19 protein-coding genes are annotated in these 12,574 nt (G+C 61.6%); 8 read left to right on the top strand and 11 right to left on the bottom strand.

Annotation, left to right across the window (positions count from 1 at the left end):
- The coding region (locus WFK61_RS23345) for a hypothetical protein (RefSeq protein WP_336814456.1) at positions 1-332 on the top strand (332 nt) is incomplete at its 5' end.
- Here WFK61_RS23345 and WFK61_RS26160 read toward each other — a convergent pair.
- Both WFK61_RS26160 and WFK61_RS23335 read right to left on the bottom strand, forming a co-directional pair.
- Positions 220-576, bottom strand: coding sequence for an ATP dependent DNA ligase (locus WFK61_RS26160; protein WP_442896361.1), 357 nt, complete (start codon positions 574-576; stop codon positions 220-222). The genes WFK61_RS23345 and WFK61_RS26160 overlap by 113 nt on opposite strands.
- Before the next feature lie 280 nt (positions 577-856).
- Positions 857-1,588 (bottom strand): alpha/beta fold hydrolase, encoded by a 732-nt coding sequence (locus WFK61_RS23335; RefSeq protein ID WP_336814450.1) that lies wholly within the window; start codon positions 1,586-1,588, stop codon positions 857-859.
- Between the two features lie 29 nt (positions 1,589-1,617).
- On the opposite strand from WFK61_RS23335, the gene WFK61_RS23330 reads away from it, so the two are divergent.
- Positions 1,618-2,238 (top strand): GDSL-type esterase/lipase family protein, encoded by a 621-nt coding sequence (locus WFK61_RS23330; protein ID WP_336814449.1) that lies wholly within the window; start codon positions 1,618-1,620, stop codon positions 2,236-2,238.
- 75 nt (positions 2,239-2,313) lie between these two features.
- Entirely contained in the window at positions 2,314-2,523 is a 210-nt protein-coding gene (locus tag WFK61_RS23325) for a hypothetical protein (protein WP_336814448.1), read from the top strand.
- Between the two features lie 16 nt (positions 2,524-2,539).
- Here WFK61_RS23325 and WFK61_RS23320 read toward each other — a convergent pair whose 3' ends face one another.
- The 3 genes from WFK61_RS23320 to WFK61_RS23310 all read right to left on the bottom strand — a co-directional run bounded on the left by WFK61_RS23320 (position 2,540) and on the right by WFK61_RS23310 (position 3,446).
- Positions 2,540-2,752, bottom strand: coding sequence for a hypothetical protein (locus WFK61_RS23320; RefSeq protein WP_336814447.1), 213 nt, complete (start codon positions 2,750-2,752; stop codon positions 2,540-2,542).
- A 119-nt stretch (positions 2,753-2,871) separates the two neighbouring features.
- Positions 2,872-3,087 (bottom strand): CsbD family protein, encoded by a 216-nt coding sequence (locus WFK61_RS23315; protein ID WP_336814446.1) that lies wholly within the window; start codon positions 3,085-3,087, stop codon positions 2,872-2,874.
- 71 nt (positions 3,088-3,158) lie between these two features.
- Positions 3,159-3,446 carry a PRC-barrel domain containing protein gene (locus WFK61_RS23310; protein WP_336814445.1) on the bottom strand — a complete coding sequence of 96 codons (288 nt, stop codon included), beginning with the start codon at positions 3,444-3,446 and terminating at the stop codon, positions 3,159-3,161.
- Positions 3,447-3,922: 476 nt separating this feature from the next.
- Here WFK61_RS23310 and WFK61_RS23305 point away from each other — a divergent pair, with 476 nt between their 5' ends.
- The 4 genes from WFK61_RS23305 to WFK61_RS23290 are packed head-to-tail and all read left to right on the top strand — an operon-like array spanning position 3,923 to position 5,316.
- Positions 3,923-4,228: a phosphopantetheine-binding protein gene (locus WFK61_RS23305; protein ID WP_336814444.1), complete on the top strand. Its 306-nt coding sequence runs from the start codon at positions 3,923-3,925 to the stop codon at positions 4,226-4,228.
- A 58-nt stretch (positions 4,229-4,286) separates the two neighbouring features.
- Complete coding sequence (locus WFK61_RS23300; RefSeq protein ID WP_336814443.1) at positions 4,287-4,487, top strand: DUF3606 domain-containing protein; 201 nt, start codon at positions 4,287-4,289, stop codon at positions 4,485-4,487.
- Positions 4,484-5,008 (top strand): hypothetical protein, encoded by a 525-nt coding sequence (locus WFK61_RS23295; RefSeq protein WP_336814442.1) that lies wholly within the window; start codon positions 4,484-4,486, stop codon positions 5,006-5,008. The genes WFK61_RS23300 and WFK61_RS23295 overlap by 4 nt, the downstream gene beginning before the upstream one ends.
- A 26-nt stretch (positions 5,009-5,034) precedes the next feature.
- On the top strand, positions 5,035-5,316 hold the full coding sequence (locus WFK61_RS23290) for a hypothetical protein (protein WP_336814441.1): 282 nt from the start codon (positions 5,035-5,037) through the stop codon (positions 5,314-5,316).
- 358 nt (positions 5,317-5,674) lie between these two features.
- On the opposite strand, the gene WFK61_RS23285 is transcribed toward WFK61_RS23290, so the two are convergent.
- The 3 genes from WFK61_RS23285 to WFK61_RS23275 all read right to left on the bottom strand — a co-directional run bounded on the left by WFK61_RS23285 (position 5,675) and on the right by WFK61_RS23275 (position 7,481).
- Entirely contained in the window at positions 5,675-6,283 is a 609-nt protein-coding gene (locus tag WFK61_RS23285; protein ID WP_336814440.1) for a peptidase S14, read from the bottom strand.
- Positions 6,284-6,691: 408 nt separating this feature from the next.
- Positions 6,692-7,228 (bottom strand): hypothetical protein, encoded by a 537-nt coding sequence (locus WFK61_RS23280; RefSeq protein ID WP_336814439.1) that lies wholly within the window; start codon positions 7,226-7,228, stop codon positions 6,692-6,694.
- A gap of 34 nt (positions 7,229-7,262) precedes the next feature.
- Positions 7,263-7,481 (bottom strand): hypothetical protein, encoded by a 219-nt coding sequence (locus WFK61_RS23275; protein ID WP_336814438.1) that lies wholly within the window; start codon positions 7,479-7,481, stop codon positions 7,263-7,265.
- Positions 7,482-7,816: 335 nt separating this feature from the next.
- Here WFK61_RS23275 and ku (WFK61_RS23270) point away from each other — a divergent pair, with 335 nt between their 5' ends.
- Positions 7,817-8,683, top strand: a complete 867-nt coding sequence (gene ku / locus WFK61_RS23270) for a non-homologous end joining protein Ku (protein ID WP_336814437.1) — start codon at positions 7,817-7,819, stop codon at positions 8,681-8,683.
- Here the strand turns inward: ku (WFK61_RS23270) and ku (WFK61_RS23265) are convergent, their stop codons facing one another.
- From ku (WFK61_RS23265) to WFK61_RS23255, 3 genes are all read right to left on the bottom strand, one after another.
- The gene (ku, locus tag WFK61_RS23265; protein WP_336814436.1) at positions 8,684-9,469 is read right to left on the bottom strand and encodes a non-homologous end joining protein Ku; all 786 of its coding nucleotides are present in this window, start codon (positions 9,467-9,469) and stop codon (positions 8,684-8,686) included.
- A 62-nt stretch (positions 9,470-9,531) separates the two neighbouring features.
- On the bottom strand, positions 9,532-12,150 hold the full coding sequence (gene ligD / locus WFK61_RS23260; RefSeq protein ID WP_336814435.1) for a DNA ligase D: 2,619 nt from the start codon (positions 12,148-12,150) through the stop codon (positions 9,532-9,534).
- A gap of 45 nt (positions 12,151-12,195) precedes the next feature.
- The gene (locus WFK61_RS23255) at positions 12,196-12,555 is read right to left on the bottom strand and encodes a hypothetical protein (RefSeq protein ID WP_336814434.1); all 360 of its coding nucleotides are present in this window, start codon (positions 12,553-12,555) and stop codon (positions 12,196-12,198) included.
- Positions 12,556-12,574 lie beyond the last annotated feature (19 nt).

Here is a 12,574-nt window from a genome sequence, read left to right as displayed (position 1 = left end):
AATCTGAACCACCTGCAAACGCAGCGCGAATTGCAGTCAGGCCAGGTGGATCCCAGAGACGCCCCGAAAAGCCCGACGGACTTGCAAGCGCCGCGGCCCAAACCCTGACCGCATCGAAAGATAGACGAAGCGGTGGGTCCATCATGGGTAGGATGGCGATCAACAACCAGGATGAGCTGACGGCTGCGTTGGGGCGCGCTCAGGCCTTGGTCGGCTGCGCTAATGGAAGCGCCGAAGAGGCAGAGCAGGTCGAGATCGATTTCCAGCTCCAGCTCTGTGCGTGTCTTCTCTGGGCAATGGCGCACGAAGCAAACGACAACTGGCCAGGCTAAGGCAGTCGATGGGTCGAAGCTTCGCCCGCATCCTCGCGTAGGCCCTTCGTAGGCCCTTGCAGGACGCGTGATGGAGCTTGCCATCATCAGCCCAGCCACGCAGCGCGATTTCGGCGATTAGCTTAGGCTTGAGCCAGCGGTACCCGCGCCGAAAGGACCGCCTGCGGAAACGTTCGGTCGCAAAACAAAACCCCGCCGGTGATGCCGACGGGGTTTGTGGGCCTCCAGCCCTTTGCTCTGCCACGCGGACGAGCACTACCGAATTCTGCACCCGCCTTAGATCAGGAGCTGCCGGTACATCCGCGGCTCGCTCACCGATCAAAGGATGAAGCGAGCCGGCCGGCTGGGGGAATAGGCGCCGGCTCGCTTCAGGTGGTCATCTTGGCAGAGGGCCCACCACTATCGCGGCTGGGTGAGACGACGATAGCGGGTCAGGAACTGGCTGCGAGGGAACAGGTTCCACCGTCCCGAACATTCACTTGGTCAGGTTGGTGAGGCATAAGCCTAATGTTGCCGCTCGCCCGTTAGAGAGTCTTCTGCAACCAGTCGATAATGTAGGGAACGCCTGCAACTGGTGTGGTCTGATGATTTGCGCCAACCTCGATACGGCTTCCTCTGGATCGTGTCGCTGGATCACGCATGGCAGCTCTATCGTCTGTCCCGACCACCCAGAGCACCGAAGCTGAGCCCCCACTGCCAGACGCGGCTCTGCCGGCCGACCCACGAGGATCGAAGAAACTGACATAGGCCTCGGCGGTCGTGGTGATGGGGAAGGCCCGTCCCTGATTGAAGTCCATGAACTTGGCGCGCTGGGAGCCCTGTCCAGCAGCCACCATCGCTTGGGCTCGTCCCAAGCTGTCACCGGCCATGCCTTCGATAAAGTCGGGTCTGTGCCCCGGAGCCATTGCCACGATGGCATCAACCGGACCGCCCGACGCGGCATATCCGAATGATATGTTGGCTCCCATGCTGTGCCCCGCAAGAACGACCTTTCGCGCGCCCATGCCGCGGACACGCTGCACCGCTGCCGCAACCTCCCCGACCGTCTGCTCATAAGTCCGATAGCTTCCGGAGGCCCATGACATCTTGGGCATGAGGACGATTGCGCCCTCGCTTTTCAGAGCGCCTGCCAGCTTCTGAAGCGGCCCCTGACCTCCAGCCTTTCCATGGATCAGGACGACCCCGACGCCCCTTAAACTGTCCGCAGCCATTGCCCACGACGAACCCAGGGCTGAAGCAGCCAAAAACGTGGCCAAGATCAAATTCTTTATCAAAAGTCACCTCCATGGGCCGAATTAGACGGAGTCGATTAGCTGAGACGATTGACATGGACACCCAATTATGTGGCAGATCATTTTTCGCGAGACAAGAGTTCGCAAGATGGGAAGCGGGGGTAACTTTGCGTAGCGCAATCGTTGTCGTTGTTCTAGCGCTATCGGCGATCAATGCCGCTGCTGCCGACGTGCTTGCGCTCGGCGCCAGCAATACTCTCGGTCGAGGCAAGGGCGCCGGGCATGGCGGCGTTGATCGCTCCCAGGCCTATCCAGCCCAACTTGAAGCAATGTTGCGCCAGCAGGGCTGCAAAGCGCGTGTCGTCAATGCCGGCGTAGCCGGAGACACTCCAAGCGGAATGGCCGCCCGTCTACCTCGCCTTTTGACGAAGCAAACAACAGTGGTCGTTCTTCAGCCTGGGGGCAATGATAGTGGGCCCGATCGCGCATCAGCAATCTCTCGGATCGAGCAGTTGCTGGCAGAGCGAAAAGTCGCGCTTGTAACCCTCGATAGGCTCGGCCAGATCGGGCGGGGCTATCAGCTGCCCGACGGGCTCCATTTTAGCGCGGAGGGACACACGGCATTTGCGAGCTATTTGCTGCCGAAGGTCGTCGCCGCAGGGGCGTGCACTTAGAACCCAACCTGTTCATCTTCTTGCGAGCCGCATGGTAGGATGCTTGCTCGCTGTGAAGATTGAGCCGTAAATGCCATGTCTGAAAAGCCGACTATCCCGCTGTCCGTTGTGAGGCCAACCATCATCTCAATGAGCTCGGATCCTCGCGGCGATGCGACGATCATGTTTGAGACGGCCGGAGACGCGGACGTGCTGTTGGTGCTGCCGATGGCTGCCCTGTTCGAGCTGGAAGCTCTGCTCGCGAAGGCCAGCCAGGAACAGGCCAAGTCTCAGCCCGTGCAATGACTACGATGGCGCACCGTCAACGCTGCCAGAAGCGATCCCAAGCGCGTTGAGCCAGATCGTCCTCGTCGACCGCAACCAGCGCGTAGGACGCCACGATATAGGCAAGGCGAGTGTGCTCGTGCTTCCGGTCGGCCTCGGCAACAAGCGGCCTGATGCGCTCCCATGCGATTTCAAGCGCGCCCTGAGCGCGGGCCAGATCGGCCGGGTCATGAAGCGAGGATAAGGGCATGGCCCGAAGCTTTGCGCGTTCTCATAGCGGAGGCAACAAAACGCCCGACCCCATTGGCAAGGGTCGGGCTTCCTCACGCGGCGAGCACGCGCTGTGCAGCTACGGGCTCAGCCTGGTGATCACCAAGTCTGGCGGTCGTACCAGGTGTCGACGTCCGTCTTCGCCTTGTCCTCCTCGATCCCGTAGCGCTCCTGGATCTTGCCTTCGAGCTGGTCGCGCTTGCCGGCGATGACGTCGAGATCGTCATCAGTCAGCTTGCCCCACTGCTCCTTCACCTTACCCTTGAGCTGCTTCCAGTTTCCTTCGACGCGCGCCGAGGGATGCGATCGGTTCATCGCGAAAGAATCGCTAACCAGATCGAGGGGGCGCGAAGCATACCTAACCTCTCTGCGCTTCTGGTCGGCAGTTATGGATCGACGTGTTCGGGCATCTCCTTGAGCCGGTCCTTCGTCCAGTTCGTGACGGCGTGCACGCCGCCATCCTCATCGCGCATGAATTCAAGCTCCGAGATCGCCACGGATACCGGCTTGGCACCGATGCCCAGGAACCCGCCCACATCGATGACGACCTGGGATCCATGGAGATGGGAAACAGAGCCGACTTTCTCATCGCCGGGGCCGTAGATCGTCGCACCTTCCAGAATTTCGGGCGTCAGTTCCGTAGTCGCGAGACGCGTATGCTTAGAATGGTCCATCTCATCCTCCTGAACTCGTATGAAGGGAGAACGTGGGGACAAGCGAACGCGTTCCATCGCATTATCGGTCTGGAATGCTGCGCCTGTGAAAGAAAATGGCCGGCATCGTCTGTGAGGGGAAGGCGGTGCACTCGCGCGTCGTTCCAGAACTGAAGCCGAAAACTTCAGATGATCAACATGTCGCAAAAAGAAAAATGGCCCCGCCAGCTGGAGTTGACGCGGCTTAGGTTTGGGCTGTCTGGGGTGAGACAGGAGATCAAAGGAACGCTGGTGACGGCCTTGGAGTTCCTTCCTTGGAACTGGCGTCGGATCAGGCGCCCGGCCGAATGAGGCTCATGAAAAGATGATCGAATCCCTAGCTGAGTATCAGACGTCTCTCAGGCTCATTGCCAATCCAGCAAGAGCATCGGACATTGTGCCTGAACAGCGCGCGCGCATCCAACCTGCTTTGAATGTCGAGATCTGGCGGGCGACTCATGGGCGCTGATGACGGCACAAGCATTGGGTCAGGTGATCTGGAGCCGACGGAGATTGGCTTGGTGGAGCGTCTGCTCGAAATTATCGCCGTCGAAGGGCTGGTAAAACCCGAGCTGCTCGAACCCCATGCCAAGGTTGACGACATCGGCTTCACAATCGACGACCTGACCCTAATCGGCAACGCGATCGAGCGAGAGTACGATTGCGACATGATGCCGGACGAGGCGATGCAACGGTGCAAAACCGTTCGTGAGCTCGTCGAGCTCATGGGACAACGCATCCAAAGCGCTGGAAATCGAGAATAGCCCGGATTTGCGGAACTCTACGCCTTCCGGCCGATTGATTTGTCGTCAGGAGGTTCGCATGCCAGGCGACGAGAGAAAGCGGGAGCCGCTGGATCGTTCGCGGATCCATCTCAGCAAAGACCAGACCCGATACTGGACGGATAAGCTGGGTGTATCCAAGGCGCAGCTGGAGGGCGTTATCCGCGAAGTCGGCTTTTCAGCGGATGCTGTGGAGGCACAGCTTCGTCGCATGGCACTCTATAGCGGAGAGAAGAGATGAGCGCGACGCTCACCATTCGCCGCGAAGGCGATGATTGGTTCGTCGAAGACGGCTTAGCTCGCATTCATATCACCAAACCCAGCGGCGGCATCATTGAGCAGTTCGTCGCCGATTGGGATGCAAAGGGAATGAGGCCCATGGCAATTGCTTCGAGCGCTGCATACGAGGCGGCAAAAGCCAGAATTCACCAGCTCGCTGATGCTAAAGAAGGCTCGACCGCAGCAGATGAACGGGCTGGGCTGCTCGCAGCAGTCAAAGATTGGGAAGATCGCCAGCTGACCGGTGCAGCGTCTGCACCTGGCCATTTCGACACGCCGCGTAGACCGGGACAACCAAACGAAGAGAGCGAGTCGAGGGCAGGTCCAAACCCGCGCTCACGTCATGCAAGCGGCCCCCATCCCCCTTATGAAGCCAATGATCCGGAAGGTGCTGCCGCGGAGAAGCATGTCGCTTCAACGGCAAGTCACCCTGATCCAGCTGAGGCCGCGACCCGCCCCAGTGGGAATATCAGGACGATCTGACGCGACGAAGCTGCCGACTGCGAGAGATGATCAAACTCCCTATCCGCAACTTCGAAGACCTCGCCAGGGCACTGAGGCGGTTCGAAGAACTGTTTGGCGCGCCAGAAGGCTCGGCGGAAGCGTGTGAACTCCGCGATATCTCAAATGGCCTTCGGGCGTTTGAGGACAAGGTGGCTGCAAGGATTGCAACGCAGAGATTTTTCGCGGGCAGTTTGATCAACGTCATGCCGCATAGCGCGCCTCGACCCGACGCATCGGCCATAACAAGCTCAAAAAAGCACGAGAGCCTGAACGCCCAATCCAACTGAGCCTGCGGATATATTGCAGCTGAACCTTCCTTCGACGCACGCGTTGTTCGTTGTGTCCGTCACATCGGGAGCGTTCCAATGTTTCATTCGGTACCCGATCATGGCGTATTGGTCAGGCAATGGCGCTCTCGTCCTCCCACGGGGCGGCAGATGAGCAAGGTGTTGTGCAACTTCATGTCGCCCGACGACGTGGAAACCCACCTCGCCAGCGCAGCCAATAGATCCGTGACTTATGTCAGATGGTGCTTGGACAGCGACGCCATCGTCCCGGCGAGCTTATTGGCCGCAGCGCTTCGGGTCGGCGCCGGCCTTCTGCCGCCACTCGTAAGCTACGAGCCTGCTTCAAGGCGAGCGCAGACTAGATCACACCCTCGATGAGGCCCAGATTTTTGGCCTCGTTGGCTTCGATATACCAGTTCTCTGGTGCGAGTTTGAGGACCTGCTCCATCGTCACCGACGATCCCGCGATGAGGTTCTGAAAGCCCTCATTTTGAATCTGGATGGAGTGTTCGATTTCGTTCAGCTTCGCCTTGAGATTGGCGATGCACATCGTCAACGGGCCATCCAGAATGATGTTTGCCTGGATTTTGCGCTCGTGAATCATCAGCCTGGTGCCGCGCGTGAGATAGCGGTTCGGGCGGGCAAAGAAGCTCATGAAGGTGGCGCCGGCGGAATAGATCGCGGTCTTGCCCAGAAAGACGAACCGCCGTGCCGGCTCCTGCTCGCTATGGAAGCGGATATCCTCTCCCATCATGCGCGCGACCTCAGGATCACCCCCAAGTGTGCTCAGTTCGATAACGACGATTCCCTCGCGGGGGGCGGTCATGAGCCTATCCCTGAAAAAAGCATACATCAGATTGTCGACAACCCCCGCCAGCAGAATCGGGGGGTTTAAGAAATCGATGGCTTGCAAGGGACGAAACAGGTCGTTCGGGGCGTCAATTGCCGCGAGTGAGTGCGAGTTCATGCTTGATCCAGCAATGGAAGAAGAGTGTTCGCCGCTGAACGCAGGCTAGCGGCCATGGTTCCCTGTCGAGCGGCCTATTGGCGCGCCCGATACTGTCGCAGTGCGCGATCGACCAGGTCCTCTTCATCCAGCGCTAGCATCACTAGAGATGCCACGATGTACGAAAGGCGCGTGCGCTCTCGTTCACGATCTCCGTCATCGATCATTGGTCTAACCTGCTTCCAGGCGTCATCAAGCGCAGCTTGGGCACGAGCGAGATCAATGGGGTTCTGGAGCGATGAGAATGGCATGAAAGCGAACCTACTAGGTTCATCAATGCATGCGCCGTCATATGACAGCTGTCGGGTTCGAAAGTGGCCCCGCCAGCAACGCTGACGAGGCCATAAGCATGAATGTGCCGGGCTTCTGTCACACGACAGGCGGGCGGTAGGGGCCCGCAGTCTCGTCGAAGCGCTCCCAGCCGCCGGCGCGATATTCGGCTTCTCGCGTTGCGCGGTCGATGGGAGTCGCACCGTCGAGGATGGCCTGAACCGTGGCTTCATGCTCAGGCTCGGTGCGGACCGAAACGACGGAACCGCCGCGGCGAACTGTCTCGGCATAGTAATCCGCTTCGTCCTTGTCGTGACCTTCCTTCACGAAGGAGCCTACGATGCCGCCGGCCGCGGCGCCGGCGACGGCGCCGGCTGCGGTCGATGCGAGCCAGCCGGCCGCGACGACTGGACCGACGCCGGGGATCGCGAGCATGCCAATGCCCGCAAGCAGGCCGGCAGCGCCACCGATGCCAGCGCCGATGCTAGCGCCCTCCGTGGCATTCGTCTCATCCGACGCACCGGCGCGGCCAACAACACTGATGTCGTTGCTGGAAACACCTGCGGCCTCCAGCTGCTCGACCACCGAGCGGGCCGTTTCGTAGTTCTCATAGGTACGGGTCAGGGTGCGGGTCATGTTCGGCTCCAAAAGTTGGGCTTACCGGTCAAGATCAGTTGCGGGTGATGTTGCCGCGATAGTCGACGGAGACATTGACCTGCGCACCGGCATGCGTGGCCGTGCCCTTCCAGACGCCGTTGTCGTCCTTCTTCAGAGCGCCGACGCTGGAATAGCCGTTGGCTTCGAGGCGGCTCTTGGCTTGGCCTTCAGTGAAGCTGTTGGCGCCCGGCAGCGGGGCATTCTTGTCAGCGTCAGCCTTCGGTGCCGGCATGGGAGATGTGGTGCTCGTCTGAGCGATCGCACCGAACGAAATCGTAGCTGCGACGAGCGAAACGAGGATTGTTGTTTTCATTGTCCGACACTCCTGATGGGGAGCGGCTCGAGGCCGCTGAGTGTGAATCGAACGGCCTGCAGTGTGATTCTGTTCCACACTCGCTGGCGCTTCTCGGATCTGCCGGCGAAGAAATTGATGTCGCTGGATTGTTGGAGACATGGAGGCTGAGACTGGCCGGTGAAGCGGCTCAGATGCCAGCGGAACATCCGAAGCTCGACGCTGTTCACCGAGTCTGAGGTTGGGGCCGAGAACACAAAACTTGAGAGGCGACAGTGGCGCCGCGAGCAATCTGGAAAGGCGTCCTCAAGGTCGCTGAAGTGACTTGCCCGGTGGCGCTCTACACCGCTGCCTCGACCAGCGAGCGCATTTCCTTCCACACGCTGAACCGCAAGACCGGCAATCGCGTCCATCGACAGTTCGTCGACGAGGTCACGGGCAAGCCGGTCGAGAAGGTAGACCAGGTCAAGGGCTACGATCGCGGTGATGGCGACTACATCGTGCTGGAGCCCGAGGAGATTGCCGAGGCCATTCCTGAAAGCGACAAGACCCTCGATGTCGCGACCTTCCTGCCTTGCGACGAGATCGATGATCTCTTCTTCGACCGGCCCTATTACGTGACGCCGAGCACGCCGGTTGCGGCCGAGGCCTTCGCCCTGATCCGCGACGTCATGGCGAGCCGCGAAGCTGCGGCCCTGGCGCGCACCGTGATCTTCCGGCGGATGCGCTCGATCCTGATCCGGCCGCATGATGCGGGGATGATCGCGACCACGCTCAATTTCGAATACGAGGTGCGTCCGGTGGAGGGCGCCTTCGACGATATTCCGAAGCTGAAGATCGAGGGCGAGATGCTCGAACTCGCCGAACATATCATCCGCACCAAGGCCGGCCGTTTCGACCCCAAGGCCTTCGAAGACCGCTATGAGACTGCGCTGGCCGATCTGGTCAAGGCAAAGATCGAAGGCCGCATGATTAAGCCGGTGAAGCGGCGCGCGCCGGCGAAGGTGGTCAACCTGCTCGACGCTCTCCGTCAGAGTGCCAAGGCGGACCAAAGCGGCACATCGGCCGACAAGCCCGCGGCGAAGCGCAAATCCTCCCGCAAGACGGCGGCCAAGGCGGAACCGCGACGCAAGGCAGGCTGATTACTTCCGCGGTTCGAGGCTTCGCTTGAGCGCATCCATGATGCTGACGACATTGCCCTCGCTTCCAGCCGGCTTGGCCTTTTTTGCCGGTTTGCGGCCCTTTTGCTTGGCCTTGATGAGGTCGAGCAACTCGTCCTGGACGGGATCCTGCGCGAGCTCCGGCGACCAGTCCTTGGTGCGCGACGTAATCAGCTTCTCCATGAGCGCGCGCATGTCGGGTTCGGGTTTCGCCTTCTTGATATCCGAGAAGTAATCCTTATCGTCGCGAACCTCGTCGCCATAGCGCAAAGTCCACAGCACGATGCCTCTGTCGCGCGGCTCCAGCAGCACGGCCCGTTCGCGCCGGTAGAGGACGACGCGGGAGATGCCGACCGTCTTGGTCGCTTTCATCGCCTCACGGATGACGGAAAAGGCCTCGTCACCGATCTTGCCGTCCGGCACAAGATAATGCGGCGTGTCGTACCAGATCCAACCAACGGAGGAGCGCGGCGCAAACAGCTCGATATCGATGGTGCGCGTGCTCTCCAGCGCAACGGCGTCGAGCTCGTCATCCTCCAGCATGACGTAGTCGTCATCGCCCTTTGGATAGCCCTTGACCTCGTCGTCATCGGCGACCTGCTTGCCGGTAACGGCATCGACGAAGCGGCTCTGGATGCGGTGGCCGGTCTTGCGGTTCAGCGTATGGAAGCGGACCTTCTCGCTCTCGGAGCGTGCCGGCATCATCGCGACCGAGCAGGTCACGAGCGAGAGCTTGAGATAGCCTTTCCAGAATGTCCGCTGGGCCATAGGCGCGTCTCCGATCGGACGCGAAACGCATCGGCCGCCGATCCGTTCCGGTACGGTACCGGTCAGGACCGATCGAGCTTTTTGATTGCATCCGCCAAGGGCCGCTCGGCTTCGTCATAGTCCGCCCAGGCCTTGCTTCCCGCCAGCAGCTTCGGAACAGTGCGGATGGTGTAGCGGGCGGGATCGAGACCCGTCTTTACCTGCGACCAGGTCAGCGGCATCGAAACATGCGCGCCGGGCCTCGCGCGCGGCGACAACGGCGCCACCGCCGTGGCCATGCGATCGTTGCGGAGATAGTCGAGGAAGATGCGCCCTTGGCGCAGGCGCTTCGCCATGTTGACGACATAACGCTCCGGCTCGTCGGCCACGATGTCTGCACAGACGCGGCGCGCAAAGTCCTTGGCTGCCGGCCAGTTGGGGCCACCGCGGCGGGGCTTCGCCAGCGGTGTCACGACATGTAGCCCCTTGCCGCCGGTGGTCTTGCAGAAGCTGACTAGACCCAGCGCGTCGAGTCGCTTCTTCATCGTCCTGGCCGCCGCGATCACGGCGTCGAAGGACACATCCGGCCCCGGGTCGAGATCGAAGACCAGCCGGCCGGGAACCTCCGGCTCGCCGGGCCGGCAGTTCCATGGATGCAGCTCGATTCCGCCGATCTGGGCGGTCGCGATCAGCGCCTCGATCCGGTCGATCTGGAGGTAGGATTTCTTGTCGCCGGAGATCTTCACCAGCTCGAACAGGCTGGAGGTGCCGAGGCCGGCATGGCGCTGGAAAAAGACCTCGCCCTCGATCCCGTCGGGCGCCCTGAGCAGCGAGCAGGGTCGCCCTTGGATATGCGGCAGCAGCCGGGACCCGACGGTCTCAAAATAGCGCGCGAGGTCGAGCTTGTTGGCGGGCTTGCCGTCCTCGGCATCGGGCCAGAGCGGCTTGTCGGGCTTGGACAAGGGCACGCCGAGCACCTCGACACGCCCACTGCGCGCCGGCGCCGGCTTCGGGGGTGCCGTTCCCACAGCCGGTGCCGGCAACTCGGTCTCGACCTCGGCCGCCGGCTTGTCCTCCCGCAGGCCCTTGAAGGCGGCTTGCCGCACCATGCCGTCGCCGGTCCAGCCCGCGAATTCTATCTCGGCGACGAGGGCCGGCTCGACCCAATGCACACCTGACGCTCGCCGTGGCGCGCCCTTGCCGGTGAAGGGCGAGGTCTTGGCTTCGCGCTCTTTCAGGCGCGGCAGCAGCTTCTCGACCTTGGCCGCGCCGTAACCGGTACCGACCCGGCCGATATAGATGAAATGCGGACCGCGATGGACGCCGACGAGCAACGAGCGGAACTTGCCCGCCGTGGTCGCCCAGCCGCCGATCACGACCTCATGGCCGGCGCGGCATTTCGCCTTGGTCCAGCCGTCGCTGCGACCCGAGACATAGGGCGCATCGCCGCGCTTCGAAACAATGCCCTCCAGCGACAGGCGACAGGCGGATTTCAGTACCGCATCGCCGCCGGTCTCGAAATGCTCGACATAGCGCAGGGTGACGCCATCGGCCGCGTCACGCAGCAGTGCCTCCAGCTGCTGTTTGCGGGCAAAGAGCGGCTGCTCGCGCCAGTCCTCGCCATCGAGGAACAGCAAATCGAAGGCGAAGAAGACAAGGTTATCGGTCTTCTCCTCGGATAGCGCCGCCTGCAGCGCGGCGAAGTCCGGCGCACCATGGTCGTCGAGCGCTACGATCTCGCCATCCACGATGCAGTCCGGCAGGCCCTTAAACGCCTTTGCCACGGCCCCGAACCGCCTCGTCCAGTCGAGCCCCCTGCGCGTCTTCAGCGTGACCTTGCCGCCAGCGACACGCGCCTGGATGCGATAGCCGTCGAACTTGATTTCATGGAGCCAGCCGCTGCCTGCCGGTGGTCGCTCCACGCTCTTGCAAAGCTGAGGCGGTACGAACGCCGGGAGATCGGCCGCAGCCGCGGGGCCTGCTTTCGAAGTCCGACCTGTCGTCTGTTTCGGTGCCGGCTTTTCGGCCCGTGCTTCGGCCGCTGAGCCCTCTTTGCTATTCCAGATGGCATCGGCGTCGACCACTTGCTCGGCTAGCATGAAAGGTTCGGGCGAGCGCCCACGTCCGGCCGCGATGGCGTCCATTGTCCGGCCCGAGGCCACCGAAGTGTCGGCCTTCAAGACTGCATCGCCATCGGAAGCGACGGCATGGTCGTCGCGATGCTTGATCAGCAGCCAGTTGATGCGCTTGCCGCCGTCGCGGTCGTGCTTCATGCGTACCAAGACGAAACTGCCCTGCAGCCGCTTGCCGTCGAGGGTGAACTTGAGGTCGCCCTTTTCGAGTTGCCGCTGCGGACTGAGCTTGCCCTCCGGCTCCCAATAGCCCCGGTCCCAGAGCTGGACGGTGCCGCCGCCATATTGGCTCTTCGGGATCGTTCCCTCGAAATCGCCATAGGCGAGCGGATGATCCTCGACCTCAACGGCGAGGCGCTTGTCGGCGGGGGCAAGCGACGGCCCCCTGGTCACGGCCCAGGACTTGAAGACGCCATCCAGTTCCAGACGCAGGTCGTAATGCAGCCGTGTCGCATCGTGCTTCTGTATGACGAAGCGCAGGCGGTTCGATGGAGCGACTGAGCTCGCGTCGTTCGGCTCGTTCGTCTTCCGGAAATCCCGCTTGGCGCGATAGGTTTTCAGCTTTTCCACGGAACACCTTCCAACGCGACTTCGCGGAGAGAAGCTGGATGAAGGTCAGCCAGTACCGGGGTCGATATGACGAACAGGCTTGGTCGGCGGGAGCGCGCCGGAACCCGGCGTCGCCTCCTTGTTCGTCTGCGACTCCTTCGCATGCGGGCCTGCTGGAGGAGTGTCCCGGTCCTTCGCCCGCTGCTTCTGATTGCCCTCGGAGATGATCTTCGGGCCCTTCATCGCATCATCAGCAGCGTCGTCGCGCTTCTCGGGCGGACGCTGGCTCGGCTCGGTCGGGCCGTTGGTGCTGCCATTTCGTTCGTGGTTCCGGTCGATCATCGCTTGCCCTTTCTGAAAGTGCTGCCGGAGCAACGCTGCGGCGATCCGATCGTTTCGACAGATCGCAAAAAAGCCCGGCTCCATGGGAGCCGGGTTTGCATAG

Origin of the sequence: Allobosea sp. MMO-172 (genome assembly GCF_037147855.1) — a bacterium.
GTDB lineage: Bacteria > Pseudomonadota > Alphaproteobacteria > Rhizobiales > Beijerinckiaceae > Allobosea.
The sequence above is the reverse complement of the archived record's forward strand: the minus strand, read 5'-3'. Positions and strand labels throughout refer to the sequence as shown.

What these genes read in the sequence shown, in the direction of transcription:
- WFK61_RS23330 (WP_336814449.1), top strand. Translation starts at nt 1,618, where the DNA reads ATGGGCCGAATTAGACGGAGTCGATTAGCTGAGACGATTGACATGGAC.
- WFK61_RS23325 (WP_336814448.1), top strand. Translation starts at nt 2,314, where the DNA reads ATGTCTGAAAAGCCGACTATCCCGCTGTCCGTTGTGAGGCCAACCATC.
- WFK61_RS23320 (WP_336814447.1), bottom strand. Translation starts at nt 2,752, where the DNA reads ATGCCCTTATCCTCGCTTCATGACCCGGCCGATCTGGCCCGCGCTCAG.
- WFK61_RS23315 (WP_336814446.1), bottom strand. Translation starts at nt 3,087, where the DNA reads ATGAACCGATCGCATCCCTCGGCGCGCGTCGAAGGAAACTGGAAGCAG.
- WFK61_RS23310 (WP_336814445.1), bottom strand. Translation starts at nt 3,446, where the DNA reads ATGGACCATTCTAAGCATACGCGTCTCGCGACTACGGAACTGACGCCC.
- WFK61_RS23305 (WP_336814444.1), top strand. Translation starts at nt 3,923, where the DNA reads ATGGGCGCTGATGACGGCACAAGCATTGGGTCAGGTGATCTGGAGCCG.
- WFK61_RS23300 (WP_336814443.1), top strand. Translation starts at nt 4,287, where the DNA reads ATGCCAGGCGACGAGAGAAAGCGGGAGCCGCTGGATCGTTCGCGGATC.
- WFK61_RS23295 (WP_336814442.1), top strand. Translation starts at nt 4,484, where the DNA reads ATGAGCGCGACGCTCACCATTCGCCGCGAAGGCGATGATTGGTTCGTC.
- WFK61_RS23290 (WP_336814441.1), top strand. Translation starts at nt 5,035, where the DNA reads ATGATCAAACTCCCTATCCGCAACTTCGAAGACCTCGCCAGGGCACTG.
- WFK61_RS23285 (WP_336814440.1), bottom strand. Translation starts at nt 6,283, where the DNA reads ATGAACTCGCACTCACTCGCGGCAATTGACGCCCCGAACGACCTGTTT.
- WFK61_RS23280 (WP_336814439.1), bottom strand. Translation starts at nt 7,228, where the DNA reads ATGACCCGCACCCTGACCCGTACCTATGAGAACTACGAAACGGCCCGC.
- WFK61_RS23275 (WP_336814438.1), bottom strand. Translation starts at nt 7,481, where the DNA reads ATGCCGGCACCGAAGGCTGACGCTGACAAGAATGCCCCGCTGCCGGGC.
- ku (WP_336814436.1), bottom strand. Translation starts at nt 9,469, where the DNA reads ATGGCCCAGCGGACATTCTGGAAAGGCTATCTCAAGCTCTCGCTCGTG.
- WFK61_RS23255 (WP_336814434.1), bottom strand. Translation starts at nt 12,555, where the DNA reads ATGGAGCCGGGCTTTTTTGCGATCTGTCGAAACGATCGGATCGCCGCA.